This window comes from Streptomyces sp. NPDC052682 (assembly GCF_040678435.1).
Taxonomy (GTDB): Bacteria; Actinomycetota; Actinomycetes; order Streptomycetales; family Streptomycetaceae; genus Streptomyces.
Window position 1 is genome coordinate 1 of sequence record NZ_JBFATS010000006.1, and the last position, 21449, is coordinate 21449.

Sequence of the window (21449 nt, forward strand, 5' to 3'; positions counted from 1 at the left end):
AACACCTACGGCGTCGACCTCGGCAAGGACAAGATGGCCGTGCAGCGGCTGCGGGAGGCCGCCGAGAAGGCCAAGATCGAGCTGTCGTCCTCGACCGAGACGTCGATCAACCTGCCGTACATCACGGCTTCCGCCGAGGGGCCGCTGCACCTGGACGAGAAGCTCACCCGCGCCCAGTTCCAGCAGCTGACGAGCGACCTGCTGGAGCGCTGCAAGGGGCCCTTCCACCAGGCGGTCAAGGACGCCGGCATCAAGGTGTCCGACATCGACCACGTGGTGCTGGTCGGCGGCTCGACCCGGATGCCCGCGGTCACCGAGCTGGTCCGCGACCTCACCGGCAAGGACCCGCACAAGGGCGTAAACCCCGACGAGGTCGTGGCCGTCGGCGCCGCCCTCCAGGCGGGTGTGCTGCGCGGCGAGGTCAAGGACGTCCTGCTGCTGGACGTCACCCCGCTGTCCCTCGGCATCGAGACCAAGGGCGGCATCATGACCAGGCTCATCGAGCGCAACACCACGATCCCGACCCGCCGCTCGGAGATCTTCACCACGGCGGAGGACAACCAGCCGTCGGTGCAGATCCAGGTCTACCAGGGCGAACGGGAGATCGCCGCGTACAACAAGAAGCTCGGCATGTTCGAGCTGACCGGCCTGCCCCCGGCGCCGCGCGGGGTGCCGCAGATCGAGGTGGCGTTCGACATCGACGCCAACGGCATCATGCACGTCTCCGCGAAGGACCTCGCCACCGGCCGCGAGCAGAAGATGACCGTCACCGGCGGCTCCGCGCTGCCCAAGGACGCCATCGACCGCATGGTCCGCGAGGCCGAGCAGCACGCCGAGGAGGACCGCAGGCGCCGGGAGGCCGCCGAGACCCGCAACCAGGGCGAGCAGCTCGTCTACCAGACCGAGAAGTTCCTCCGGGAGAACGGCGAGCGGATCCCGTCGGAGGTGAAGGCGGAGGTCGAGTCGGCCGTCGGCGAGCTGAAGCAGCAGCTGGAGCGGCAGGCCGACACCGCCGAACTGCGCGCGGCCGTCGAGAAACTCGCCACGGTCAGCCAGAAGATGGGCCAGTCGATGTACGAGCAGGCCCAGCCGTCCGCGTCCGCCTCGGAGCCCGGCGCCTCCGCCAAGGCCGGGTCCGACGACGAGGGCGTGGTGGACGCCGAGATCGTCGACGACGACAAGTCGGAGGCCGGCTGATGGAACGCCAGCACCCGGAGCCCAGCGAGCTGCTGGAGGAGCGCACCGCCGACCTGCAGCGGGTGAAGGCCGAGTACGACAACTACCGCAAGCGGGTGCGGCGGGACCGGCTGGCCGTGCGGGAGATCGCGGTGGCCAACGTGGTCACGGCGCTGCTGCCGGTCCTGGACGCGGTGGACCGTGCCTGCGCGCACGAGCCGCTGACGCCGGGGCTGAAGGACATCGCCGACACGCTGGCCACCCAGCTGGGCTCGCTGGGCGTGCGGTCGTTCGGGGAGGAGGGCGACGCCTTCGACCCCACCTGCCACGAGGCGCTCACCCACCACGTCTCCCCGGACGCCGACCGGCTGCTGTGCACGGCGGTCCTGCGCCCCGGCTACCGGCTGGGCGACCGGCTGCTGCGCCCGGCCCAGGTCGAGGTCACCGGGCCGCCGCAGTCGGGGTCCGGGGACCGCGCGGCGGGCTGAAGGCGGGGCCCTCCTGCCGCGCCCCGGGCCTGGGGCGGCCGGGCAGCGGCGACTGCCACCGCCCCCGGCCCCCGCCGGCTCACACGTGGCCGAGGCCCCCGCTGCCGAAGGAGCCGCTGGATCCGGGCGACCAGCGGCGCCGGTGCTGGTCCTGGCCGGTCTTCGTCCAGGCGCGGTGGAGTTCGTGGGGCAGGAGCCGTTCGTTGTCGCTCGCGGCGACCGGCACCTCGTCGGGCTCCCGCATCTCCTGGATCTCGAAGACCGGGCCGCCCTCCGGGAGGTGCGGCTGTTCCTCGGGAGCCGGGTGGTGCGTGTCCGTGTCCATGACGCGCATGCCGACGCGTACGGCCCAGATCAGCGCGCCGGCGATGACCAGCCCGCCGATGAAGGCCATGGTCACGGCGAGCGCGTGATCGGAAGACGCGGCCAGCAGATGCATTGCCGTACTCATGGTCCGATTATCGCCCCAGGAATGCGAAGAAGCTCCTTGTTTGCCCGGGTAACCTGCCCGGCCCGGCGGAGATCCGTGGAGGCGGCGCGTCAGCCGTTGTGCCCCGGCCGGGCAGGGGTGCGGGGGCCCGGGCGCGGGTATGCCGCAACCGGTGGCCGAACCGGTCTCGCCCTCGTGCGGACCCCTCCGCGCACCAGGACACCCCCACGCACACCGGGCTCGCGGCTCCGCCACCTTCTCGGCCCCTTCTTCCCTGCCCAGGAGCCCCGATGACGTCCGCCCCGACACCCCCGCGCCCTCAGCCGTCCGCCCCGTCCGCAGTCCGGCTGCTCCTCGCCGTGCCGCCGCACGGCGGCCGCACGGCCCGCCGTATCGACGGGGCGTGGTGGCCCCGGTCGTACGACCTGGCCGCCGAACTGCCCGGCTTACTGGGCGTGCTGCCGCGCGCCTGGGGGCGGATCAGCAGCGTCCGGATCAACGGGGACGGCTGGCCCGCGTGCCCGGAGCGCATGGTCGTCGCCGGTCAGCCGGTGCGGGTACGGCGCACTCCCTCGCCGAAGGCGCCCCCCACCGTGTGCCTGCTCGCGCCGGGCTGCGGCCGCTGGGACCTGCTGGTGGTGCCGCCGGGCGCGACGCAGGCGGAGGCCGGGCGGCTCATGGAAGGGGCCGTGGGGCAGGGGACGTAGCGCCCGCCCGGCGGCACCTGGCCGGCCGCCGGGTCAGTGCGCGAGCAGCACCAGGGCGAGGGCGGAAAGGGCCGGGACGGTCTGCACGAAGAGGATCTTCCGGCTGGAGGTGGCGGCGCCGTAGACCCCGGCCACCGCCACGCACACCAGGAAGAACACCGACACCTGGAACCCGACCGGGTCGGCGGCCACCGCGCCCCACACCAGCCCGGCGGCCAGGAAGCCGTTGTAGAGGCCCTGGTTGGCGGCCAGCGTCCGGGTTCCGGCCGCGAACTCGGCGGTAGTGCCGAACGCGGCACGGGCCCGGGGGGTGGTCCACAGGAACATCTCCAGGACCAGGATGTAGGCGTGCAGCGCGGCGAGGGCCAGCACCGCGAGCGTGGCGACGGCAGACATGCGCACATCATCACCCAGCCGTCGCGGGCCCGCTGTCACGGGGGGAGTCGCCCGTTCGGGGGCGCAGCGGCGGCGGCCGGCCGTCCGCCGTGCGAGAGTGCGGCCAGAGGGAAGGCCGGGCCGGGCCGTCGCGTCCCCCCGTGTGCCGCTCGGGAGTCCGGGCCGGCCTTTCCGTCTCGGCGCGTGCCCACCAGAGAGCCCTTTCTCGAACAAATGACTCACCTAGGTGAGGATGTGTCAGTAAGCTGACGCGGGCATGATCAGTGGCTCCTGAGGGGGAGCTGCCGGGGTGGGGGGTTTCGACTGATGCATCAGGGTTCTGCCATGCCGCGCCGCGGCCGGTTCCGGCGCGGTGCCGCCGCGCTGACCCTCGTCGCGCTGGGCGGCGGTGGTCTGCTGGCGGCGGCTCCGGCCGCGACGGGCGCGGCCGGCGCGGCGCCCGCGCCCGACGGGACGGCGTGCACGCCGGCCAAGGGTTTCGAGGGCTGCCGGCTGTTCGATCCGGCGAGCGGCGCGCAGCACTTCGAGGTGCCGTCCGGCGTCACGAAACTGGACGTACGGGCCTGGGGCGAGGGCGGCACCGGCACCAGGACGGCCTCCGGCGGTGCGGGCGGGTTCGTCGCCGGCACCCTCGGCGTCACCGCGGGGGAGAAGCTGACGGTCACCGTCGGCGGCCCGGACTTTGGTGACGCCCGCGGCGGCAAGGGCGGCACCGGCACCGCCGCGCGCGGCGGCAACAGCAGCGGCGTGCGCACCGGCACCGGCACGCCCCTGGTCATCGCCGGTGGCGGTGGCGGCGCGGGCGGCGACCGGGCCGGCCACGGCCAGGGCGGCGCCGCCGGCGGCACCGACGGCCAGGACGGCTCGGAGCCGGACCGCGGCGGCAAGGGCGCGACGGGCGCGAAGGGCGGCGCGGGCACCGGCAACGGCGCCGCGGGCGCCGACCACACCGCCGGCGGCGCGGGCGGCGACGGCGGTACGGGCCGGGACGGTGGCGGCGGCGGTGGGGCCGGCTACGCGGGCGGCGGCGGAGGCGCCGGTTCGGCCCCGGCCACCACCGGCAAGGGCACCACGGGCAGCGGCGGCACCGGTTCCGCCGTGGACACCGGCAAGGGCCCGACCGGCAGCGCGGGCGCCGTTTCCGGTCCCGGCGCCGACCAGGGCACCACCGGCGGCGGGGGCGGCGGCTCCAGCTACGCCGACCCGGACCGGGTCACCGGCGCCCGGCTCGTCGCCGGCACCGGTGCCAAGCCCCCGGAGAAGACGGACCCGTTCTGGGCCCCCGGTGACCAGGCCCGCTCGGGCGTGGCGGCGGGCGGCGCCGGCGCCCCCGGCGGCCCGGGCCGGATCGTGCTGCAGTGGGACACCCCGGCGGTCGCCGAACTGACCCAGGTCTCCGGCGCCGGCCAGGTCGCCCCCTCCTACGACGAGCTCGTGCCGTTCGGGATCCAGGCCCGCGACAAGGACGGCAAGCCGGTCGCGCACGCCTCCGTGACCTACACCATCGACGACCCGGACGCTCTCGGCGTGCACTTCGGCGACCGCGCGCAGCGCACGGCGGTCGTGACGACCGACGCGCAGGGCCGCGCCGTCTCCCCGCGCGTGGCGGGGGCGAAGGACGGCACCTTCACGGTCCGGGCGTCCGTCGGGGACGCGTCGACGACCTTCACCGCCGAGGTGGGCGAGGCGCTGTACGACGTGACCATCGTCGAGGGCGACGGGCAGGTGGTGGCCCCGGGCCAGTCCTTCCCGGACCGGCTGACGGTGCAGGTGACCCACCCGGACGTGCCCGCGGTGGGCACCCCCGTCACCTTCGAGCTGCTCGACCTCAACGGCGGCGGCCCGCGTTTCGAGGGCGGTGAGAAGACCGTGCGCGTGGAGACCGACGCCGAGGGCACGGCGACGGCGCCCGAGCTGATCGCCGGCGAGGCCGAGGGCGAGTACGTGGTCTACGCCTCCGCCGGTGACGACTGGGAGCTGCTCTTCCTCACGGTGACGTCGGAGCCGGACGGCGGCTCTCCCGGGCCGAAGCCGACCTCCTCGGTCGAGCCGATCCCCTCGCCGAGCACCGGCACGGCCGGCGGCACGGCGGGCGGCGGCACGGGCGGCGGCACCTCGACCCAGCTCGGCGGCGGCAGCCTCGCCTCCACCGGAGCGGCCGGGACGGGCCCGCTGACGACCGGTGCGGCGGCCCTCACGGTGGCGGGCCTGGCAGCTGTCCTGGTCGCGCGCCGCATGAAGTCCCGTACGGAGACGGGCGACTGACGGGTCATCAGCACATCGCTGCCCGCACCCGGTCACCGGGTGCGGGCAGTCGCCGTTCCCGCCCGGCTCAGGCCCGGCGACGGGCCGCCCGGGCCAGCACCGCCACCAGGACGGCGAGGTCGGCGGCCCCCTCCGGGTCGTCCGCGTAACGGGTGGTCTGCAGCGGGCCGACCTCGTCCAGGGCGACACCCTCGCGGGCCAGGACGAAGGTGAGGGCGAGCAGGGCGGCGCGGGCGTTGCCGTCGTCGAAGGGGTGGAAGAAGGCGACGTCCAGGTACGTCCGGGCGGCCCGGGCGGCGAGCGGCACCCCGGCCTGCGCGCTGTCGGCCAGACAGCGGGCGAAGTCGGCCTCGGTGCGCGGCGTCAGCCCGTACCGCTCCCGCCCGCCCTTCGCGTACGCGTCCCCCCTGCGGAACGCCACCCGGCCGGCCCCGAGCACCGCCCGCTGCCACCCGGCGAGCACGGCGTACGTCAGCGGCACGCCCCGGGCGGCATCCGCCCGGGCCCGCGCGTAGGCGGACAGCAGCCGCTCGGCCCGCACGGGGTCCCGCCGCCGGACCGGCCCCTCGCACCACGCCGTGAAGCCGTCCACCGCCGGTACGACGGGAGAGCCGAGGTCCGCCGCGCCGAGGCCCGCCCAGTCCACCCGCCGCCGCACCCCGCACCACACGGCCAGCGCGTCGCTCTCACCGGCGGCGCTCATGCCACTCCTCGAAAGCGGTGTGCTCCTCGGGAGGTTCCCGGTACGGCGGACACCCGGTCACCCCGGTGGCCAGGTCCTCGCCGACCGAGTCGACCAGCCTCTGTCCGGGCCGGGTCCAGCTGGCGAACCGCCCGCCGACGGCGTCGGCCACCGCGGCCCGGGCGGCAGCGCTGTCCAGCCCGTGCGAGGTGAGGAACCACTCCAGCACCAACGTGCACAGCCCGTACCAGCCGGACTCCGCGCCCGTACGGTCCACCACCAGGGTCACCAGCCGCACCGCGGCCCGCTCCAGATGCCAGCTGCGCTCGTCGGGAGCCGCATCGCGATCAGGCGCCAACCGCTGGAACTTCTCGGCGAGTTCCTCCAGCCAGCCCCGCCACTCCAGCAGGGCCGCCACGGCCCGGGCGGCGGTCTCGTCGGGTGTGGTCACCGAGTGCGAGGGGCAGCACCAGCTGCCGACCACACCGCCCCCGGCACCGCCCTCCCCGGCGCTCCAGTCCCAGTCCTGGGCCCACCGTCCGTACCGCTCGACGTAGAAGGCGGTCACCTGCTTGGTGAACCGCCACCGCGGCCACCAGGGGTCGTCGTCGTCCGCCGGGCCGGGCACCCACTGCTCGATGACGGAGGTGACCTGCGCCGCCTCGTCCGCGTCCCAGAGGAAGGGATGGCGGTCCGGATCGGCTTCGTCCCAGGTCAGACGGCGGTAGGGATGCTGCTCGGGCTGCTCGGCGGACGTGACGCACTCCAGACTCGTGAGGGGGCGGCCAGTGAGGTCCCGCACCCCGCCGGCGAACGCCGGGTGGAATGCCGGGAAGGGCACGGGAGTTGATCACAGCATGACTCAAGGACCAGCGCCCCGCTCCCTGTCCGACGAAGCCCTCTCCGATCTGCTCGCCAGGCAGCAGTTCGGGACCCTCGCCACGGTCAAGCGAAGCGGCCATCCGCACCTGACCACCATGCTCTACAGCTGGGACCCCGAGGCCCGCGTCGTGAGACTGTCCACCACGGCCGACCGCATCAAGGTCAGGCACCTGCAGCGCAACCCGCGCGCGGCATTGCACGTGCGGGGTGACGACGTCTGGTCGTTCGCCGTCGCCGAGGGCCCGGCGGAGGCTTCCGAGGTCACGACGGTTCCCGGTGACGCGGTCGGGCGGGAACTGCTCGCGATGATCCCGGCGGCCGCGCAGCCGGAGGACGAAGACGCGTTCCTCGAGCAGCTGGTCGCCGAGCGCCGACTCGTCATCCGGCTGAGGGCGGAGCGGCTGTACGGGACGGCGTTGGACATCGACGGCTAGGGGCGACGCGCCGGCGCGCACGTCGTAAGCGGCACCTCGGACGAGCGGGCATGCGGAACCCCCGGGCCGGCGGCCCGGGGGTGTTCCGTCCGCGGTCAGCGCGCCGTGTCCCGGTCCCACTGGTAGAAGCAGTGCGCCATCGCGTCCTTCGGGCTCCGCCAGGTCTGCGGGTCGTACGCCGAGACGTACGCCGAGAGGCGTTCGCTGACGTCGCGGAACTCCGGGTGGTCCGTCAGGCGGGCGATGGCGGGGGACGGGTCCTGCTCGCTCTCGATGAGGTGGAGGTACACGTCGCCGAACTCGAACAGGCGGCGGCGGGTGACGCCCACGAGGTGGGGAAGTTCGCCGCGGTCGGACTCGGCGAACACCTTCGCGATGTCCGGGGCCGCCCCGGGCTGCATCCGGGCGACGATCAGCGTGTGGTGCATGGCGGTGCCCTTCTTCGGGTCGGGGTCGTCTCGTCGGCTCAGTCGGCCAGCACCGCGGCCGTGCGGTGTTCGCCCGCCGCCTGCTCGATGCGGTCCCGGATGAGGGCCAGCTGGGTGCGGGAGTTGCGGTTGATGAGGTCGGTCATGCCGGCGTCGTCGACGGGGGCGTCGGGCTTCATCGCGAAGTCCTGCACCCAGCGCATCCGCACCCCCTCGGGCGTCTCGTCGTACGACCAGTGGATGTTCATGTACTGGAAGGGGCCGGTCTCCACGCGGTGGGCCTCGACCGTGCGGGCCGCGCGGTCGGCGGTGCGCTCGGAGACCCAGCTCCACACCCGGCCCTCCGCGTCGGGGTGCATGGTGAGCCGGAAGGTGACGCGGTCGCCGTCCCGCTCCAGGATCTCGGCGGAGGCGTACTCGCTGAACAGCCGCGGCCAGTTCTCGACGTCGTTGGTCATCTCCCAGACCAGGTCGAAGGGGGCGGCGATGGTGATCTCGTTCTCGGTGTGTCCGGCCATGCCCGTCACACCCCCGTCGCGAGCGCGTCGTTGACCATGGCCAGGAACGCCTCTGGGGTCTTGCAGCGCTCCACCTGCTCGGGCAGGCCCGCACCGTACCGCTTCTCCAGTTCGGCGACGATGCCGAGCAGGCCCAGGGAGTCCAGACCGAAGGAGTCGAAGCCCTCGGCGGCCCTCGCCTCCAGGTCGGCCGGCTCGACGTGGACGCCGGCGGTGCGCTTCATCAGGGCGGCCAGGTCCTCGTAGGTCACCTGGTGGGTCACGCGTTCGGTCATGTCGGTCATGTGCGGTACTCCTTCTGCGCAGAGGTGTTCACAGGTGCTCACGGGGTCGGCGCCGCGCCCTTGCGCAGCACCAGCGCCGCGTTGGACCCCATCAGGCCGCGGCTGAGGACCAGGGCCGTGCGGGGCTCGGCGGGGCGGGCCCGGCCGACGACCAGGTCCAGGTCGTGGCAGACGTCGAGGACGTTGGGGGTCGGCGGAACGAGGTCGTGTTCCATGGCGAGCACGGCCGTCGCCACGTCCAGGACGGCGGCCGCGCAGAACGCGCGGCCGAGGCCCGTCTTGGGCGCGGTGACGGGAACCCGCCGGGCGTGCGGGCCGAGGGCGTCGGCCAGGGCCAGGGCTTCGGCCCGGTCGGCCTCCGGGACGCCCAGGGCGTCGGCGAAGACGACGTCGATCTCCTCGGGCCGGCAGCCGGCCTGGTCGAGCGCGCCGCGGATCGCGTGGGCCAGGCCCTCCCGGGACTCCTCCCAGCGGGAGGCGCCCGTGAAGGTGGCCGCGTGGCCGGCGATCGTCGCCCGGGCGTCGGCGCCGCGCTCCCGGGCCGAGCGCTCCTCCTCCAGCACGAACATCACCCCGCCCTCGGCGGGCACGAACCCGCAGGCGGCGGAGGTGAAGGGCCGGTAGGCGCGCTCCGGGTCGCCGCTCGGGCTCAGCTCCGGGTAGCCCAGCTGGCAGACCATCGAGTACGGCGCCAGCGGGGCCTCCGTCGCGCCGGTCACGACCGCGTCCGTACCCCGGCGTACGCACCCGGCGGCATGCGCCAGGGCGTCCAGGCCGCCCGCCTCGTCGGCGGTCACCACCCCGCAGGGGCCCTTGAAACCGCCCCGGATGGAGATCTGGCCGGTGCTCGCCGCGTAGAACCAGGCGATCGACTGGTAGGGGCCGACGTACTTCGAGCCCTGCCCCCACAGCTTCTGCAGCTCGCGCTGGCCGAACTCGCCGCCGCCCGACCCGGCCGCCGTCACCACGCCCACCGAGAACGGCGAGTCGATGTCGGCGCGCGCCAGCCGGGCGTCGTCCAGGGCCCGTTGGGCCGCCGCCAGCGCGAAGTGCGTGAAGCGGTCGGTCTGGACGAGGTACGTCTGCTCGATCAGGCCGTCCGCGTCGAAGCCGCGCACCTGGCCCGCGACCTTCAGCGGGAGATGGTCGCAGCCCTCCCGGTCGATCGGGGCGAGGCTGCTGGTGCCGTCCGCGGTCCGCTTCCAGAAGGTCTCCGCCTCGGTGCCGTGCGGTGCCACCACACCGAGGCCGGTGACCACCGCGCGTCTCGGCTCGCTCATCGCAGCCTCCTTCCCGGCCCCGTCAGGACGACCGCGGACTGGAAGCCGCCGAAGCCGCTGCCCACCGACAGCACACTGCGCAGCTCCCGCTCGCGGGCCACGCGCGGCACGTAGTCCAGGTCGCACTCGGGGTCCGGTGTCTCGTAGTTGGCGGTGGGCGGCACCACCTGGTGCGCCAGGGCGAGGACGCACGCGACGACCTCGATGGAGCCGATCGCGCCGAGCGAGTGACCCACCATCGACTTGATCGAGCTCATCGGGGTGCGGTACGCGTGGTCGCCCAGCGACCGCTTCACCGCCGCCGTCTCGTGCCGGTCGTTCTGCTGGGTGCCCGAGCCGTGGGCGTTGACATAGTCGACGGCCGTGGGGTCCAGGCGGGCCATGTCCAGGGCGGTGTCGATGGCCCGGGCCATCTCCACGCCCTCCCGGGTGAGTCCGGTCATGTGGTGGGCGTTGCCGAAGGTGGCGTAGCCGCCTATCTCGCAGTAGACGTCCGCGCCGCGGGCCCGGGCGTGCTCCGCGTCCTCCAGGACCAGCACCGCGCCGCCCTCGCCCATCACGAAGCCGTCGCGGTGCGCGTCGAAGGGGCGGGAGGCGTGCGCCGGGTCGTCGTTGTTCGGGGAGGTCGCCTTGATGGCGTCGAAGCACGCCATGGTGATCGGGGAGATCGGCGAGTCGGAGGCCCCCGCGAGGACGACGTCGGCGCGGCCCTCGGCTATGGCGTGGTAGGCGTAACCCACCGCGTCCAGCCCGGAGGTGCAGCCGGTGGAGACGGTCTGCACCGGGCCGCGCGCCCCGAACTCCTCCGCCACGGCGGAGGACAGCGTCGCCGGGGTGAAGGCGCGGTGCAGGTGCGGGCCGGCCCGCCTGTCGTCCACGTCCCACCGCGAGCCGCGCTCGCTGACCAGGACGTAGTCGTGTTCCAGGCGGGTCGTGCCGCCGACCGCGGTGCCGAGCACGGCCCCCATCCGCCAGGGGTTCTCGGCGGCCGTGTCCAGGCCCGCGTCGCGGACCGCCTCGGCGGCGGCGACCAGGGCGAACTGCACGTACCGGTCGCAGCGTGCGACGGTCTCGGGGGCCAGGCCGTGCGCGGCCGGGTCGAAGTCGCACTCCGCGGCGATCTGGGAGCGCAGGCCCGCCGGGTCGAAGAGGGAGATCCGGCGGGTGGCCGTGCGGCCGGCGGCCAGCAGGTCCCAGAACGCCGCTGTGCCGATGCCGCCAGGGGCGACCACGCCTATGCCGCTGACGACGACCCGCCGGGTCATGACACCGCCCTGGCCGATGCGGTCTCCCGCGCGTCGCCGGTCTCCTCGGTGTCGACGTGCCCGAGTTCCGGCCGGGGCGCCAGCGGCCCCAGATGGAAGACGAGGCGGGCCTCGGCGTCACCGGTGTTGCGGAAGCGGTGCCGGACGTTCTTCGGGATGAACAGGCCCTGCCCGGGACGCAGCGGATGCGGCTCGCCGTCCAGGTCCACCTCGAAGACGCCCTCGGTGACGAGCACGAACTCCTCGGAGTACGGGTGGTAGTGCTCGCCGATGCGCTCCCCGGGCCGGACGACGGCCAGTCCCATGAACCCACTGGTCGATCCCGCGGTCGTGGGCGTGAGCAGGGCCCGGACGTCACCGCCGCGCCGTCGGTTGGGCGCGATGTCGTCGAAGTCGACGATGCGTGCCTGCTGTTCTGCCATGTCGGTCACTCCCTGAGGTGGGGGGATGGGGCGGGGCGTCAGGAGGCCGGCGCCCGGCGGTCGGTGAGGGGCCGCATCCGGGCCCGCGCGAGGAGCCGCGGCAGGTCCCGGTCGCCCGCCGGGGGCCCGTCGAGGCCGAGGGCCGCGGTGTCCAGCAGCCGTCCGGCCTCGGCCAGGGCCTCTGGGGTGGGCAGGGCCAGGACGGGGCCGGGCGCGAGCTCCGGATCGGCGGTGGTGTCGACGAGCCGTACCACGAGGTCGTCCCGGTGGAAGACGGTGCAGGCCACCAGGGGGCTGCCGGGGACGCCGGCGGCGGCCTGGTCCTGCCCGGCCAGCAGCCGGGCGAGCGCCTGGCCGGAGCCGGGGCGGGCCGGGTAGAACAGCGCCAGCCGCTGGACCCCGGCAGCGTCCTGACCCGCTGTGACGTGGTGGACGGCGGGCAGTGCGGCCCGGGTGAAGAACAGCCGGGCCGACTGCGGGTTGGTCAGGTCCCGGTCCTGCTCCAGATAGGGGTTGATGGCCTCCTCCACGGCACGCACCTCGGGCTGCCGGGCGACGTGCCGCAGCGCGGCCTGCAGGTCGCCGTGCACCTCGACGGCCCGCACGACCCGGTTGCCGTGCAGGAACAGCGAGGTGCGCAGCAGCCGGGTGGTGGCGTCCACGCGCGCTTCGGGGGAGGCGTAGTCGGACAGGATCCGCGCGACCTCGGGCTCGCTGCCGGGCCGGACGGTGAAGGTGATGGCGTGCCGGACCACGTTGCCGCCGACCCGGGGCGCCGGCTGCGGTCCGTCCCCGGCCGCCGGGGTGCGGCGGCTGAAGGTCTCCCGCATCACGGAGTACCGCATCGAGCGGGTGTCGCGGACGCAGTCCTCCATCGGCTTGACCGTCTCCAGGTGCTCCTCGCTGTTGACCCAGGAGAGGAACGGCAGGGCGCTCTCCCACTCACTGGTGATGAGCCACTGGGTGGGGTTCTCCAGCGACTGGCACAGCTGGTCGCTGATGTGCCCGGGGACGGAGGCGACCCGGTCGCGCATCCGCTCGTAGGCCTCCAGGAACTCCTGCTGGGTGCCGTCGCGGATGTCCAGCATCAGCACGACCCGCAGCCGGGACCCGTCGAACGCGGTGAGCGAGACCGCGGGGTCGCGGTGCGGGACCGTCGACTCGACCGTGGGGTCGTGGTGCGGGACAGCCGACTCAGTCGACTCGGCGGGGGAGACCGTCATGCGGCACACCTCTTCCTCGGGGAACGACGGCGAAGCGAGCGTCGCGTCGGGTGACGGGGCACGTCGGCCCGTGAGCACGATCGTCGGGTGTGGTGCGGCGGTGCGCGAACGCAGCGGGTTAAGCGGGTGAAGTGTGCGCCGCCCGGCGGCGCGCCGGTCTCGGGCGGGGCATGCATGACCCCGGCCGGTACCGGCCCCGACGGCCCGTCCGGCACCGGCCCGGACGGCGGAGACGACGCGCTGGAGGAGAGAGATGAACGCACGAGCCGATCAGAAGGACGGCACCGTCCACCGGGTCCCGGTCCTCGTCGTCGGAGGCTCGCTGGTGGGCCTGTCGACGTCCGTGTTCCTCGGCCGGCTCGGCGTCCCGCACACCTTGCTGGAGCGGCACTCGGGCACCTCCCGCCACCCGCGGGGGCGCGGCAACAACGTCCGCACGATGGAGCTGTACCGGGTGGCCGGGGTCGAGCCGGGGATCCGGCAGGCCGCGGCCACCCTGGCCGGCAACCACGGCATCCTGCAGACCCCCACCCTGGTGGGCGACGCGGGCGAGTGGCTGTTCAGGGAGATCGACCCGGGCGGCGGACTGGCCCGCTTCAGCCCGGCCTCCTGGTGCCTGTGCAGCCAGAACGACCTGGAACCGGTCCTGCTCGACCACGCCGTGCAGCTGGGCGGCGATCTGCGGTTCTCCACCGAGCTGATGTCGTTCGAGACCGACACCGGCGGTGTCACGGCGATCGCCAAGAGCCGTGAGACGGGCGAGCACACCACCATCCGCGCCGACTACCTCGTCGCGGCCGACGGCCCGCGCAGTCCCGTCCGGGAGCAGCTCGGCATCGGCCAGAGCGGTCCCGGCGAGCTGTTCTCGAACATCAGCGTCACCTTCCGCTCCCGGGGCCTGGCCGGTGTGGTGGGCGAGCGGCGGTTCATCGTCTGCTACCTGACCAGCCCGGGCGCCGACGGCGCGCTGCTGCCGGTGGACAACCGCGAGCAGTGGGTCTTCCACGCCCCCTGGCACCCGGAGCGCGGCGAGACGCTGGAGGAGTTCACCGACGAGCGGTGCGTGGACCACATCCGCCGGGCGGTCGGCGTGCCGGACCTGGACGTGGAGATCACCGGCCGGGCCCCCTGGCACGCCGCCCAGCGCGTGGCCCGCCAGTACCGGGCCGGGCGGGTGTTCCTGGCCGGGGACTCGGCGCACGAGATGTCGCCCACCGGGGCGTTCGGCTCCAACACCGGCATCCAGGACGCGCACAACCTGGCCTGGAAGCTGGCCGCGGTGCTCGGCGGCTGGGCGGGGGACGAGCTGCTGGACACCTACGACGCCGAGCGCCGCCCGGTGGCTGAGGCGACCAGCGCCCGGGCCGCCGCCCGCTCCGTCGAGCACAGCCACCCGGGCTTCGCCCCGCCGCCCGGCATGGGCGGCGGCCCCCGCAGCGGCATCCTCAACGTGGCCCTCGGCTACCGCTACCCGCAGGGCGCGGTCCTCGGCGCCGACCCCGCCACCCCGGTCGTCCCGGACACCCTGACCCTGACCGGCGAGCCCGGCAGCAGGGCGCCCCACCTGTGGGTGCGGCGCGCCGGCGACCGCGTCTCCACCCTCGACCTGTACGAACGTACGCCCGTGCTGCTCAGCGACGCCGACGGTGACGCCACCTGGCACGAGGCCGCCACCCGCCTGACCGAACAGCTGTCCGTGCCGCTGACGTCGTACCGGGTGGGCACCTCGCCCGGCGCCGACCTGGTCTGCGAGGGCGACACCAACTGGGCGGCCCGGCACGGCACACCGCCCGGCGGCGCGGTCCTGGTCCGCCCCGACGGCTTCGTCGCCTGGCGCGCCACCGAGCCCGTCCCGCCGGAGGAGACCGAAGCCACGCTGCGGCACGTCCTGACGACGGTGCTGTCCCTGCACTGAGCGTCCCCGGCCCGCCGCCCGCGGGCCGGGCCGGAAAAAGTCGCGGGCCGCTTGTCGATCCGGCCACGCCCCGTTCGACGCCCTGGTGTGCGGCACCTCGCCGCACCGTGACGCGACCGGATCTGACGAGGTGACCCGTGGGCCAACTGCTGAGAGTGATGAACTTCAACGTCTCGAGTGACGGAATCGGTGCCGGTGAGCACCAGAGTCTCGAGCGCCCGTTCGGCCTCGACCGTCCCGAGAGGCTGTTCGCCTGGGCCGGGGCCACGGCGAGCTGGCCCCTGCGCACGGACGGCGGGGGCAGCCGGGGCCTTGACGACTACTTCACCCGGGACTTCGCACGCGACATCGGTGCGGAGATCATGGGCCGCAACAAGTTCGGGCCCCAGCGCGGGCCCTGGCAGGACCACGAGTGGCGCGGCTGGTGGGGTGAGGAGCCCCCGTTCCACACCCCGGTGTTCGTCATGACCCACCACGAGCGTCCGTCGTTCACGCTGTCCGACACCACGTTCCACTTCGTCGGCGGCGACCCGGCGGCGGTCCTGGAACAGGCGCGGGAAGCGGCGCGGGGCAAGGACGTCCGACTCGGCGGCGGGGTCACCACCATCCGGCAGTTCCTCGATGCCGGCCTCGTCGACACCCTGCACGTGGCGGTCTCGCCGGTGCGGCTCGGGGACGGACTGCGGCTGTGGGAGTCCCCCGACGAGCTGCTGGACCGGTTCCACCTGGAGGTCGTGCCCAGCCCGAGCGGCGTGACGCACCACCTCTTGTGGCGGAAGTGACGCGAGGCCCGGCCCGAGTCCGGGCCGGGCCGGCGGGCGCGGCCGCCGGGCCCGTGCGGGGCCTGCACGGCAAGATGGGAACGGGGTGGGACAGCGGCGGCGTGCGCGGGTGAAAGGTGATCCGGCCATGGAGCTCACTCTGGTGCTGCTGATCATCGTCGTGGGGCTGGCGTTCGACTTCACCAACGGCTTCCACGACGCCGCCAACGCGATCGCCACCTCCATCTCCACCCGGGCCCTGACCCCGCGGATCGCCCTGGCGATGGCGGCGGTGATGAACTTCCTCGGCGCGTTCCTGGGCACCGAGGTCGCCAAGACCGTCGGCAGCGGCATCATCGGCGCGCCCGAGGACCTGTCCGGGCTGCTGCTGGTGATGTGCGCGCTGCTCGGCGCCATCGCCTGGAACGTCTTCACCTGGTGGAAGGGGCTGCCGACGTCCTCCTCGCACGCTCTGATCGGCGGGCTGGTCGGTGCCGCGCTGGCCGCGTCGGCGACCGTGCACTGGGACGGCATCCTGGACAAGGTCGTCCTGCCGATGCTGGCGTCCCCGCTGATCGGGGTGGCGCTCGGCTACCTGCTGCACACGATCATCCTGTGGGTGTTCCGGCGGGCCAGGCCCCGCCCCACCACCCAGGGTTTCCGGATGGCGCAGACCGTCTCCGCCGCCGCGATGGGCCTGGGCCACGGGCTGCAGGACGCGCAGAAGACGATGGGCGTGATCGTGCTCGCGCTGGTCACGGCCGGCTGGCAGGACGACTTCTCGGTGCCCGTGTGGGTGGTGGCGGTGGTGGCCGCGGCGATGGCCGCCGGGACGTACACCGGCGGGCGGCGCATCATCACCACGCTCGGCCGGCGCATCGTCCACCTCGACCCGCCGCGCGGCTTCGCCGCCGAGAGCGCCGCAGCGGCCGTGCTCTACACCACCGCGTTCGTCGTCAAGGCCCCGATCTCCACCACCCAGACCATCACCGCGGCCATCCTGGGCGCCGGGGCGACCCGGCGCGTCTCGGCGGTGCGCTGGCAGGTGGCCCGCTCCATCGTCACGGCGTGGTTCCTCACGTTCCCCGGAGCCGGGCTGCCCGCCGCCGCCCTCTACCTGATCCTGCACGCCGTCACCGGCCTGTGAACCCCAGCCGGAGGCCACCATGCCTGTGCCATCCGCCCCCCGGAGTCCCGACGGGCTGCCCGAGCCGGGGCGCTTCTCGCATCTGCACCCCGACGACGGCGCCTGCCTGATGGAGGCCGCCGCCCTGCTGGCCACCGGCCGCCTCACCGACAGCCCGCCCGGCACGCACCCGGTGCTCGCCGGGCTGGCCCGCGCCGTCAACGACGCCGTCGGCGACACCACCCGCCGCGCCCTGTGGCCCCTGGCCGCCGACCTCGCCGACGCCCGCCCCGCCGACCGCGCCTACGGGCCGCTGCTGGTCGGCACGGTCGTGGACGCCGCCCGCCGGGTCCGGCCCGGCTCCCGGCGGCTGCGGCGGCACAGTACGGCCGACCACGCCCGGGCCGCGCGCCTGGCCCGCGCCGGTACGCCCGGGCGAGGGGCCCGCCTCGCCGACCTGCTGTGGTGGCGCGGCCCCGGCCACCACCACCTCGAACACGCCCTGCGCGTGCTGCTCACCGCGCCGGACGCCGACGCACGCCTGGCCGGCCTGCTGCGGGACGCGGTGGCCGCGGCGACGGGCCGGTCAGCCCAGGCAGACCACGAGCAGGCAGAGCTGGTCCTGCTGCGGGGTCGTCGAGCCGGGGGTGGTGGTGCTCGGCTGTGAGCCCTGCTGGGAGGTGCCGTCGCCGGACGCCGCCGGGGCGGTCGGTGCCGGGGCGGCCTGCTCGGGCTGCGCCGTGTCGGTGCTGTCCGGGGCCGTGGGAACGGAGCCCTGCGGGGTGCTGGTCCGCGGCTGCTGCCGGGGCTCGGTCACCTGGCGCTGCTGCGGGGCGGTGACGGAGTCCTGCCGGGGGCTCGACGGGGTGGAGGCCGGGGCGGGAGCGGCCGGGGCGGCGGCCCGGCCCGGGGTGTCGGCCGTACGCGACCGGTCGGAACGGTCGGGTGCGGCGGCGCGCGGGGTGGGCTGGTCCGGGGCCGGCGGGGTGTAGTCCTGCGCCGGTTCCTCCGCGACGCCCATGCTCCTGGGGTCCGGGGCCGTGGCCGCCTGTGCGCGGTCGCCGGTGGAGCGGTCCATCGAGGCGAACGTCAGGCCGCCCCCGACCAGCGCGACTGCCGTCGCGACCACGGCCCGCCGCTGGTTCTTCTTCCACCGGGCCATCTGACGCCGCCGCGCCGCCCGGCCCCGCGGCAGGGGCACCGGGGCCACGGTGTCCTCGCCGCCGTCGCAGGGCTCGGGGTGGCCGTCACCCGGTGTCTCGTACGACACCTCCGGCGCGGCGACCTCCCAGGACGGCGGCACGGCACCGCCCGGCGCCGCGCCCGTCGCCGGGCCCGGGACAGGGCGGCCGTCGACGAGGCCGGGCGCGATGTCAGGGGCGTAGGCGCCGCACCCGGGGCACACCAGAGCGCCGTTGAGGTGCCGGCGGCACGTGGAGCAGTAGTCCATCTGCGGTCTTCCTGAGTCGCCATGCCGACGACCCACCGGACCGGGACACACGTGTCCGACGGGTGTTCGCATGGGAAGCGAGTGGCCAGCCACGCTAGCGAGGCTTTCGAAAGACCGTGTGACTCCTGTGTGATGCTGCTGCGCAGATTCTCTGCGCGTACTGGGGTCACCCGTCACCCCGCGCCGTGCTCACCGCCCGCGGGTGACGCCCGTACGGTGGCGGGCTGGGGAGGCTGGTCCGGCTGTGCGGCGGTCCGGCGGTCGGTACGCACGACCCGCCGCAGGCGGCGATACGGGCACCCACGGTCCAGAGGGTGGGCGCTCGCCGTGTGTGCGCCCGCGGTGGCGGGCTGGGGAGGCTGGTCCGGCTGTGAGGTGACGCGACCGGGGTCCGCCGCAGGCGGCAACGTCGCGGCCGTCGAGGATGCGCGTCACCCGGCGGCCACCCCCACGGGCGCTCGCCGCCTCGGCGGCAGGCGGTCCGGCGGTCCGGCGGTCGGTACGCACGACCCGGCGCAGGCGGCGGTACGGGCACCCGCGGTTCCGAGCGTGGGCGCTCGCCGTGCGTGTGCGCCCGCGGTGGCGGGCTGGGGAGGCTGGTCCGGCCGTGCGGTGACGCGACCAGGGTCCGCCGCAGGCGGCAGCGTCGCGGCCGCCGAGGATGAGCGTCACCCTGCGGCCACGCCCCCGGGCGCTCGCCGCCTCGGCGATGGGCTGTGCGGCGGTCCGGCCGTACGGTGACGCGCGTCAGGGCCGTCGGCCCCACGCGGTCCGTCGCAGGCGGTGGTTCCAGGAGGGAGCCGAGCATGCGTACGGGGCGCGAGCCCCTAGGTCTCGCAGCCCGTACGGCCACCCCCCTGCGGCGATGCCGCCCGGGTCGTCCGCCGGCTGGTCAGTGGTGGGCGTGCACCACCGCGTGGCCCTTGCCGCGGCCGATCATCCACTTGTTGACCGGCGTGGTGATCGCGAAGGCGACGGCGAAACCGCCCAGCAGGGCCGACCAGAACAGCCCGTCCGACAGATGGGCGTCCATCGCGCCCGGCGTGAGGGCGATGATCGCGTTGTCGACGAGTTCCATCACCGCGATGGAGACGGTGTCGGCGGCCAGCGCGACCTTGATCGCGGACTTGAGGTCGAGGCCGGCCCGGCGGACCGCGAACAGCGTGAACGAGTAGCCGAAGAGGAACGCCAGGCCGATCGCCAGCACCATGGTGGGCACGTTGCCCCACAGCAGCGCGGTGCCGATCACCATGCCGAGGATCTCGCCGAGGGCGCAGCCGACCAGGCAGTGCAGGGTCGCCCTGGCCGCCGTCCCCCAGGTCGCCACGGCGTGGCCGGTGTGATGAGCGCTGTGGTCCATGACCTTCATCCCCATTCCCGTCGAAGTGACCCGTTCCCGGGCTCACGGAGGTCAACCATATACCCCCCAGGGGTATTCCGCCTCCGTGTCCGTGCCGGTCCGCCCCGAAGCGATCACCCCGCGGTTCTCGACGAATCCGTCCCCAACAGGCAACCCCCGCACCGGTTTTCCCGCTCTCACAGGGTGCTCACAGATACCTCGTAGACGAGGAACACCGATGACCAGACAGCACCACCCCACCCGCCGCCTGAAGCGCTCGGCGTTAACCGCCGCCGCCGCGCTCACCGTCGTCGCCACGGGGGCCGGGGCCGCGCCCGGCGCGGGGACGGCCGAGGCCGCCGTGCCCGGCACGCCGAAGCTCAGGCTCGTCGCCGCGTCGAAGTCCGTGACCCTGGACCGCTGGGAGGGCGTACCCGGCGTCTACCTGGACCTGGGCACCTACGTCACCGTCGACGGCGGCCCACTGGAGTTCAAGGTGACCCGGAAGTCGTACAAGGACCCCGTGGTCGCCCAGCAGATCATCCGCAACGGCAAGAGCACCAAGACCCGGACGCTGCCCTCCGGGCTCGTGAAGGACTTCTCCGGTCTCACCGGCTTCCTCGAGGTGTCGATCACCGACGCGGCCGGCAAGGAGGTGTCGAAGACCACGAGCACCTTCTGCCCGAACAACGCCTCCGGGCGGCTGCGGCCCGACGCCCCCGCCACCTCGAAGTATCCGCAGAGCTGCCCCACCAACCCGTTCACGCTGGGCTCGGTGTGGGGCGTCGAGAAGGGCTGGGCGGCCAACACCACCGCCATCGACTACGACCGGCCGGTGGACCTGCCGGCCGGCGAGTACACGGCCCGGATCTCGGTCGCCAAGAAGTACCGCGACCTGTTCTCCCTCCCCGACGCCCGGCCGACCGTGAAGCTGACCGTACGGGAGGTCAAGGACGAGGGCGGCGAGGGCGTCGCCGCCCGGTCCTCCGTCCACGGGGCCCACCACGGCGCCCACCACGCCGCCGGGCACCAGGCCCCCGCCGCCGGCCACCACTTCGGCCCCCGCGGCGCCGACGCGCCCACCCCGCCGGCCCTGTCGCACGCGCTGGAGGACCGCGGCACGGCCCACCACCTGGGCGACGGCCCCGGCCACACCGACGGCTCGCGGATCGCCCCCGCGCTGAAGCCCGCCGCCAAGCGGCCCACCGGCAAGGCGGGCGCCCCGGCGAACGTGCCCAAGCCGGACCTGCGGTCGCTGCCCGCCTGGGACATCGCCATCACCGACGGCGAGGACGGCGACGCGCCCGGCAAGGACTACCTCGCCTTCAGCGCCAACGTCTGGAACGCGGGCCCGGCCCCCCTGGTCGTGGACGGCTTCCGCGCTCCCGGCAAGGACCTGATGGACGCGTACCAGTACTTCTACGACGCGAAGGGCAAGCAGGTCGGCTACGCCCCCACCGGCACCATGGAGTGGGACCCGCGCGAGGGCCACGAGCACTGGCACTTCACCGACTTCGCCAGCTACCGGCTGCTGAGCGAGGACAAGACCAAGCAGGTGCGCAGCGGCAAGGAGGCGTTCTGCCTGGCCAACACCGACGCGATCGACTACACGGTGAAGAACGCCAACTGGCACCCGGAGAACACGGACCTGTCGACCGCCTGCGGGCAGCAGAACTCGCTGTCCGTCCGTGAGGTGCTCGACGTCGGCTCGGGCGACACGTACACCCAGTACCGCCCCGGCCAGTCCTTCGACATCACCGGCCTGCCGAACGGCACGTACTACATCCAGGTGATCGCCAACCCGGAGAAGCGGCTCCAGGAGACCGACCTGAGCAACAACGTCGCGCTCCGCAAGGTGATCCTGGGCGGTACGCCCGGCGCCCGCACGGTGCAGGTCCCGCCGCACGACCTGATCAACACCCGCTGACCGGCCGCGCGTCCCCGGACTCCGGCACACCGGGCCCGGGGACGCGCGCCG

23 protein-coding genes are annotated in these 21449 nt (G+C 74.4%); 10 read left to right on the forward strand and 13 right to left on the reverse strand.

Features of this window, described 5'->3' with window-relative positions; all coding sequences use genetic code 11:
- A partial coding sequence (locus AB0K80_RS10580; RefSeq protein WP_365667952.1) for an Hsp70 family protein occupies window positions 1-1197 on the forward strand: 1197 nt, incomplete at its 5' end.
- The gene (grpE, locus tag AB0K80_RS10585) at window positions 1197-1664 is read left to right on the forward strand and encodes a nucleotide exchange factor GrpE (protein ID WP_365667954.1); all 468 of its coding nucleotides are present in this window, start codon (window positions 1197-1199) and stop codon (window positions 1662-1664) included. The genes AB0K80_RS10580 and grpE, both read left to right, overlap by 1 nt.
- Before the next feature lie 79 nt (window positions 1665-1743).
- On the opposite strand, the gene AB0K80_RS10590 is transcribed toward grpE, so the two are convergent.
- A complete protein-coding gene (locus AB0K80_RS10590) occupies window positions 1744-2115 on the reverse strand; it encodes a DUF6479 family protein (RefSeq protein WP_365667956.1) in 372 nt (123 codons plus the stop codon).
- 269 nt (window positions 2116-2384) lie between these two features.
- Between AB0K80_RS10590 and AB0K80_RS10595 the strand changes: the two genes are divergently transcribed.
- Complete coding sequence (locus tag AB0K80_RS10595) at window positions 2385-2801, forward strand: DUF5994 family protein (protein ID WP_365667958.1); 417 nt, start codon at window positions 2385-2387, stop codon at window positions 2799-2801.
- Window positions 2802-2834: 33 nt separating this feature from the next.
- On the opposite strand, the gene AB0K80_RS10600 is transcribed toward AB0K80_RS10595, so the two are convergent.
- Window positions 2835-3197 (reverse strand): DUF1304 domain-containing protein, encoded by a 363-nt coding sequence (locus AB0K80_RS10600; RefSeq protein ID WP_365667960.1) that lies wholly within the window; start codon window positions 3195-3197, stop codon window positions 2835-2837.
- A gap of 324 nt (window positions 3198-3521) precedes the next feature.
- On the opposite strand from AB0K80_RS10600, the gene AB0K80_RS10605 reads away from it, so the two are divergent.
- Complete coding sequence (locus AB0K80_RS10605) at window positions 3522-5462, forward strand: hypothetical protein (RefSeq protein ID WP_365667961.1); 1941 nt, start codon at window positions 3522-3524, stop codon at window positions 5460-5462.
- 67 nt (window positions 5463-5529) lie between these two features.
- On the opposite strand, the gene AB0K80_RS10610 is transcribed toward AB0K80_RS10605, so the two are convergent.
- Together AB0K80_RS10610 and AB0K80_RS10615 are read right to left on the reverse strand one after the other, a co-directional pair.
- On the reverse strand, window positions 5530-6165 hold the full coding sequence (locus AB0K80_RS10610; RefSeq protein ID WP_365667962.1) for a Fic family protein: 636 nt from the start codon (window positions 6163-6165) through the stop codon (window positions 5530-5532).
- Window positions 6149-6985: a hypothetical protein gene (locus tag AB0K80_RS10615; RefSeq protein WP_365667963.1), complete on the reverse strand. Its 837-nt coding sequence runs from the start codon at window positions 6983-6985 to the stop codon at window positions 6149-6151. Before AB0K80_RS10615 ends, AB0K80_RS10610 begins: the two co-directional genes overlap by 17 nt.
- 16 nt (window positions 6986-7001) lie before the next feature.
- Here AB0K80_RS10615 and AB0K80_RS10620 point away from each other — a divergent pair, with 16 nt between their 5' ends.
- Window positions 7002-7460: a TIGR03618 family F420-dependent PPOX class oxidoreductase gene (locus tag AB0K80_RS10620; protein WP_365667965.1), complete on the forward strand. Its 459-nt coding sequence runs from the start codon at window positions 7002-7004 to the stop codon at window positions 7458-7460.
- Window positions 7461-7555: 95 nt separating this feature from the next.
- Here the strand turns inward: AB0K80_RS10620 and AB0K80_RS10625 are convergent, their stop codons facing one another.
- From AB0K80_RS10625 to AB0K80_RS10655, 7 genes are read right to left on the reverse strand one after another with little or no spacing between them, the layout of a single operon-like run.
- Window positions 7556-7888 (reverse strand): TcmI family type II polyketide cyclase, encoded by a 333-nt coding sequence (locus AB0K80_RS10625; protein WP_365667967.1) that lies wholly within the window; start codon window positions 7886-7888, stop codon window positions 7556-7558.
- 38 nt (window positions 7889-7926) lie between these two features.
- Entirely contained in the window at window positions 7927-8406 is a 480-nt protein-coding gene (locus AB0K80_RS10630) for an SRPBCC family protein (protein WP_365667969.1), read from the reverse strand.
- Window positions 8407-8411: 5 nt separating this feature from the next.
- Window positions 8412-8690, reverse strand: a complete 279-nt coding sequence (locus tag AB0K80_RS10635) for an acyl carrier protein (RefSeq protein ID WP_365667971.1) — start codon at window positions 8688-8690, stop codon at window positions 8412-8414.
- Between the two features lie 38 nt (window positions 8691-8728).
- Entirely contained in the window at window positions 8729-9970 is a 1242-nt protein-coding gene (locus AB0K80_RS10640; protein ID WP_365667973.1) for a ketosynthase chain-length factor, read from the reverse strand.
- Window positions 9967-11235 (reverse strand): beta-ketoacyl-[acyl-carrier-protein] synthase family protein, encoded by a 1269-nt coding sequence (locus AB0K80_RS10645; RefSeq protein ID WP_365667975.1) that lies wholly within the window; start codon window positions 11233-11235, stop codon window positions 9967-9969. The genes AB0K80_RS10640 and AB0K80_RS10645 overlap by 4 nt, the downstream gene beginning before the upstream one ends.
- Window positions 11232-11657: a cupin domain-containing protein gene (locus tag AB0K80_RS10650; protein ID WP_365667977.1), complete on the reverse strand. Its 426-nt coding sequence runs from the start codon at window positions 11655-11657 to the stop codon at window positions 11232-11234. The genes AB0K80_RS10645 and AB0K80_RS10650 overlap by 4 nt, the downstream gene beginning before the upstream one ends.
- A gap of 38 nt (window positions 11658-11695) precedes the next feature.
- Window positions 11696-12880: a SchA/CurD-like domain-containing protein gene (locus AB0K80_RS10655; protein WP_365667979.1), complete on the reverse strand. Its 1185-nt coding sequence runs from the start codon at window positions 12878-12880 to the stop codon at window positions 11696-11698.
- 253 nt (window positions 12881-13133) lie between these two features.
- On the opposite strand from AB0K80_RS10655, the gene AB0K80_RS10660 reads away from it, so the two are divergent.
- From AB0K80_RS10660 to AB0K80_RS10675, 4 genes are all read left to right on the forward strand, one after another.
- Entirely contained in the window at window positions 13134-14795 is a 1662-nt protein-coding gene (locus tag AB0K80_RS10660; protein ID WP_365667981.1) for an FAD-dependent monooxygenase, read from the forward strand.
- 137 nt (window positions 14796-14932) lie between these two features.
- Window positions 14933-15577, forward strand: coding sequence for a dihydrofolate reductase family protein (locus AB0K80_RS10665; protein WP_365667983.1), 645 nt, complete (start codon window positions 14933-14935; stop codon window positions 15575-15577).
- A gap of 127 nt (window positions 15578-15704) precedes the next feature.
- A complete protein-coding gene (locus tag AB0K80_RS10670; RefSeq protein WP_365667985.1) occupies window positions 15705-16703 on the forward strand; it encodes an inorganic phosphate transporter in 999 nt (332 codons plus the stop codon).
- A 19-nt stretch (window positions 16704-16722) separates the two neighbouring features.
- Window positions 16723-17349, forward strand: a complete 627-nt coding sequence (locus AB0K80_RS10675; protein ID WP_365667987.1) for a hypothetical protein — start codon at window positions 16723-16725, stop codon at window positions 17347-17349.
- Here the strand turns inward: AB0K80_RS10675 and AB0K80_RS10680 are convergent.
- Both AB0K80_RS10680 and AB0K80_RS10685 read right to left on the reverse strand, forming a co-directional pair.
- Window positions 17269-18132 carry a hypothetical protein gene (locus AB0K80_RS10680; protein ID WP_365667989.1) on the reverse strand — a complete coding sequence of 288 codons (864 nt, stop codon included), beginning with the start codon at window positions 18130-18132 and terminating at the stop codon, window positions 17269-17271. The two genes, AB0K80_RS10675 and AB0K80_RS10680, sit on opposite strands and share 81 nt — an antisense overlap.
- An 892-nt stretch (window positions 18133-19024) precedes the next feature.
- Entirely contained in the window at window positions 19025-19501 is a 477-nt protein-coding gene (locus AB0K80_RS10685; RefSeq protein ID WP_365667992.1) for a DUF4396 domain-containing protein, read from the reverse strand.
- A gap of 208 nt (window positions 19502-19709) precedes the next feature.
- On the opposite strand from AB0K80_RS10685, the gene AB0K80_RS10690 reads away from it, so the two are divergent.
- Window positions 19710-21398, forward strand: coding sequence for a lysyl oxidase family protein (locus tag AB0K80_RS10690; RefSeq protein ID WP_365667994.1), 1689 nt, complete (start codon window positions 19710-19712; stop codon window positions 21396-21398).
- Window positions 21399-21449: the final 51 nt, after the last annotated feature.

Excerpts from the sequence above, each read along its gene's own strand:
- grpE (WP_365667954.1), top strand. The coding sequence starts at position 1,197 with ATGGAACGCCAGCACCCGGAGCCCAGCGAGCTGCTGGAGGAGCGCACC.
- AB0K80_RS10590 (WP_365667956.1), bottom strand. The coding sequence starts at position 2,115 with ATGAGTACGGCAATGCATCTGCTGGCCGCGTCTTCCGATCACGCGCTC.
- AB0K80_RS10595 (WP_365667958.1), top strand. The coding sequence starts at position 2,385 with ATGACGTCCGCCCCGACACCCCCGCGCCCTCAGCCGTCCGCCCCGTCC.
- AB0K80_RS10600 (WP_365667960.1), bottom strand. The coding sequence starts at position 3,197 with ATGTCTGCCGTCGCCACGCTCGCGGTGCTGGCCCTCGCCGCGCTGCAC.
- AB0K80_RS10605 (WP_365667961.1), top strand. The coding sequence starts at position 3,522 with ATGCCGCGCCGCGGCCGGTTCCGGCGCGGTGCCGCCGCGCTGACCCTC.
- AB0K80_RS10610 (WP_365667962.1), bottom strand. The coding sequence starts at position 6,165 with ATGAGCGCCGCCGGTGAGAGCGACGCGCTGGCCGTGTGGTGCGGGGTG.
- AB0K80_RS10620 (WP_365667965.1), top strand. The coding sequence starts at position 7,002 with ATGACTCAAGGACCAGCGCCCCGCTCCCTGTCCGACGAAGCCCTCTCC.
- AB0K80_RS10625 (WP_365667967.1), bottom strand. The coding sequence starts at position 7,888 with ATGCACCACACGCTGATCGTCGCCCGGATGCAGCCCGGGGCGGCCCCG.
- AB0K80_RS10630 (WP_365667969.1), bottom strand. The coding sequence starts at position 8,406 with ATGGCCGGACACACCGAGAACGAGATCACCATCGCCGCCCCCTTCGAC.
- AB0K80_RS10635 (WP_365667971.1), bottom strand. The coding sequence starts at position 8,690 with ATGACCGACATGACCGAACGCGTGACCCACCAGGTGACCTACGAGGAC.
- AB0K80_RS10640 (WP_365667973.1), bottom strand. The coding sequence starts at position 9,970 with ATGAGCGAGCCGAGACGCGCGGTGGTCACCGGCCTCGGTGTGGTGGCA.
- AB0K80_RS10645 (WP_365667975.1), bottom strand. The coding sequence starts at position 11,235 with ATGACCCGGCGGGTCGTCGTCAGCGGCATAGGCGTGGTCGCCCCTGGC.
- AB0K80_RS10650 (WP_365667977.1), bottom strand. The coding sequence starts at position 11,657 with ATGGCAGAACAGCAGGCACGCATCGTCGACTTCGACGACATCGCGCCC.
- AB0K80_RS10655 (WP_365667979.1), bottom strand. The coding sequence starts at position 12,880 with ATGACGGTCTCCCCCGCCGAGTCGACTGAGTCGGCTGTCCCGCACCAC.
- AB0K80_RS10660 (WP_365667981.1), top strand. The coding sequence starts at position 13,134 with ATGAACGCACGAGCCGATCAGAAGGACGGCACCGTCCACCGGGTCCCG.
- AB0K80_RS10670 (WP_365667985.1), top strand. The coding sequence starts at position 15,705 with ATGGAGCTCACTCTGGTGCTGCTGATCATCGTCGTGGGGCTGGCGTTC.
- AB0K80_RS10675 (WP_365667987.1), top strand. The coding sequence starts at position 16,723 with ATGCCTGTGCCATCCGCCCCCCGGAGTCCCGACGGGCTGCCCGAGCCG.
- AB0K80_RS10680 (WP_365667989.1), bottom strand. The coding sequence starts at position 18,132 with ATGGACTACTGCTCCACGTGCCGCCGGCACCTCAACGGCGCTCTGGTG.
- AB0K80_RS10685 (WP_365667992.1), bottom strand. The coding sequence starts at position 19,501 with ATGAAGGTCATGGACCACAGCGCTCATCACACCGGCCACGCCGTGGCG.
- AB0K80_RS10690 (WP_365667994.1), top strand. The coding sequence starts at position 19,710 with ATGACCAGACAGCACCACCCCACCCGCCGCCTGAAGCGCTCGGCGTTA.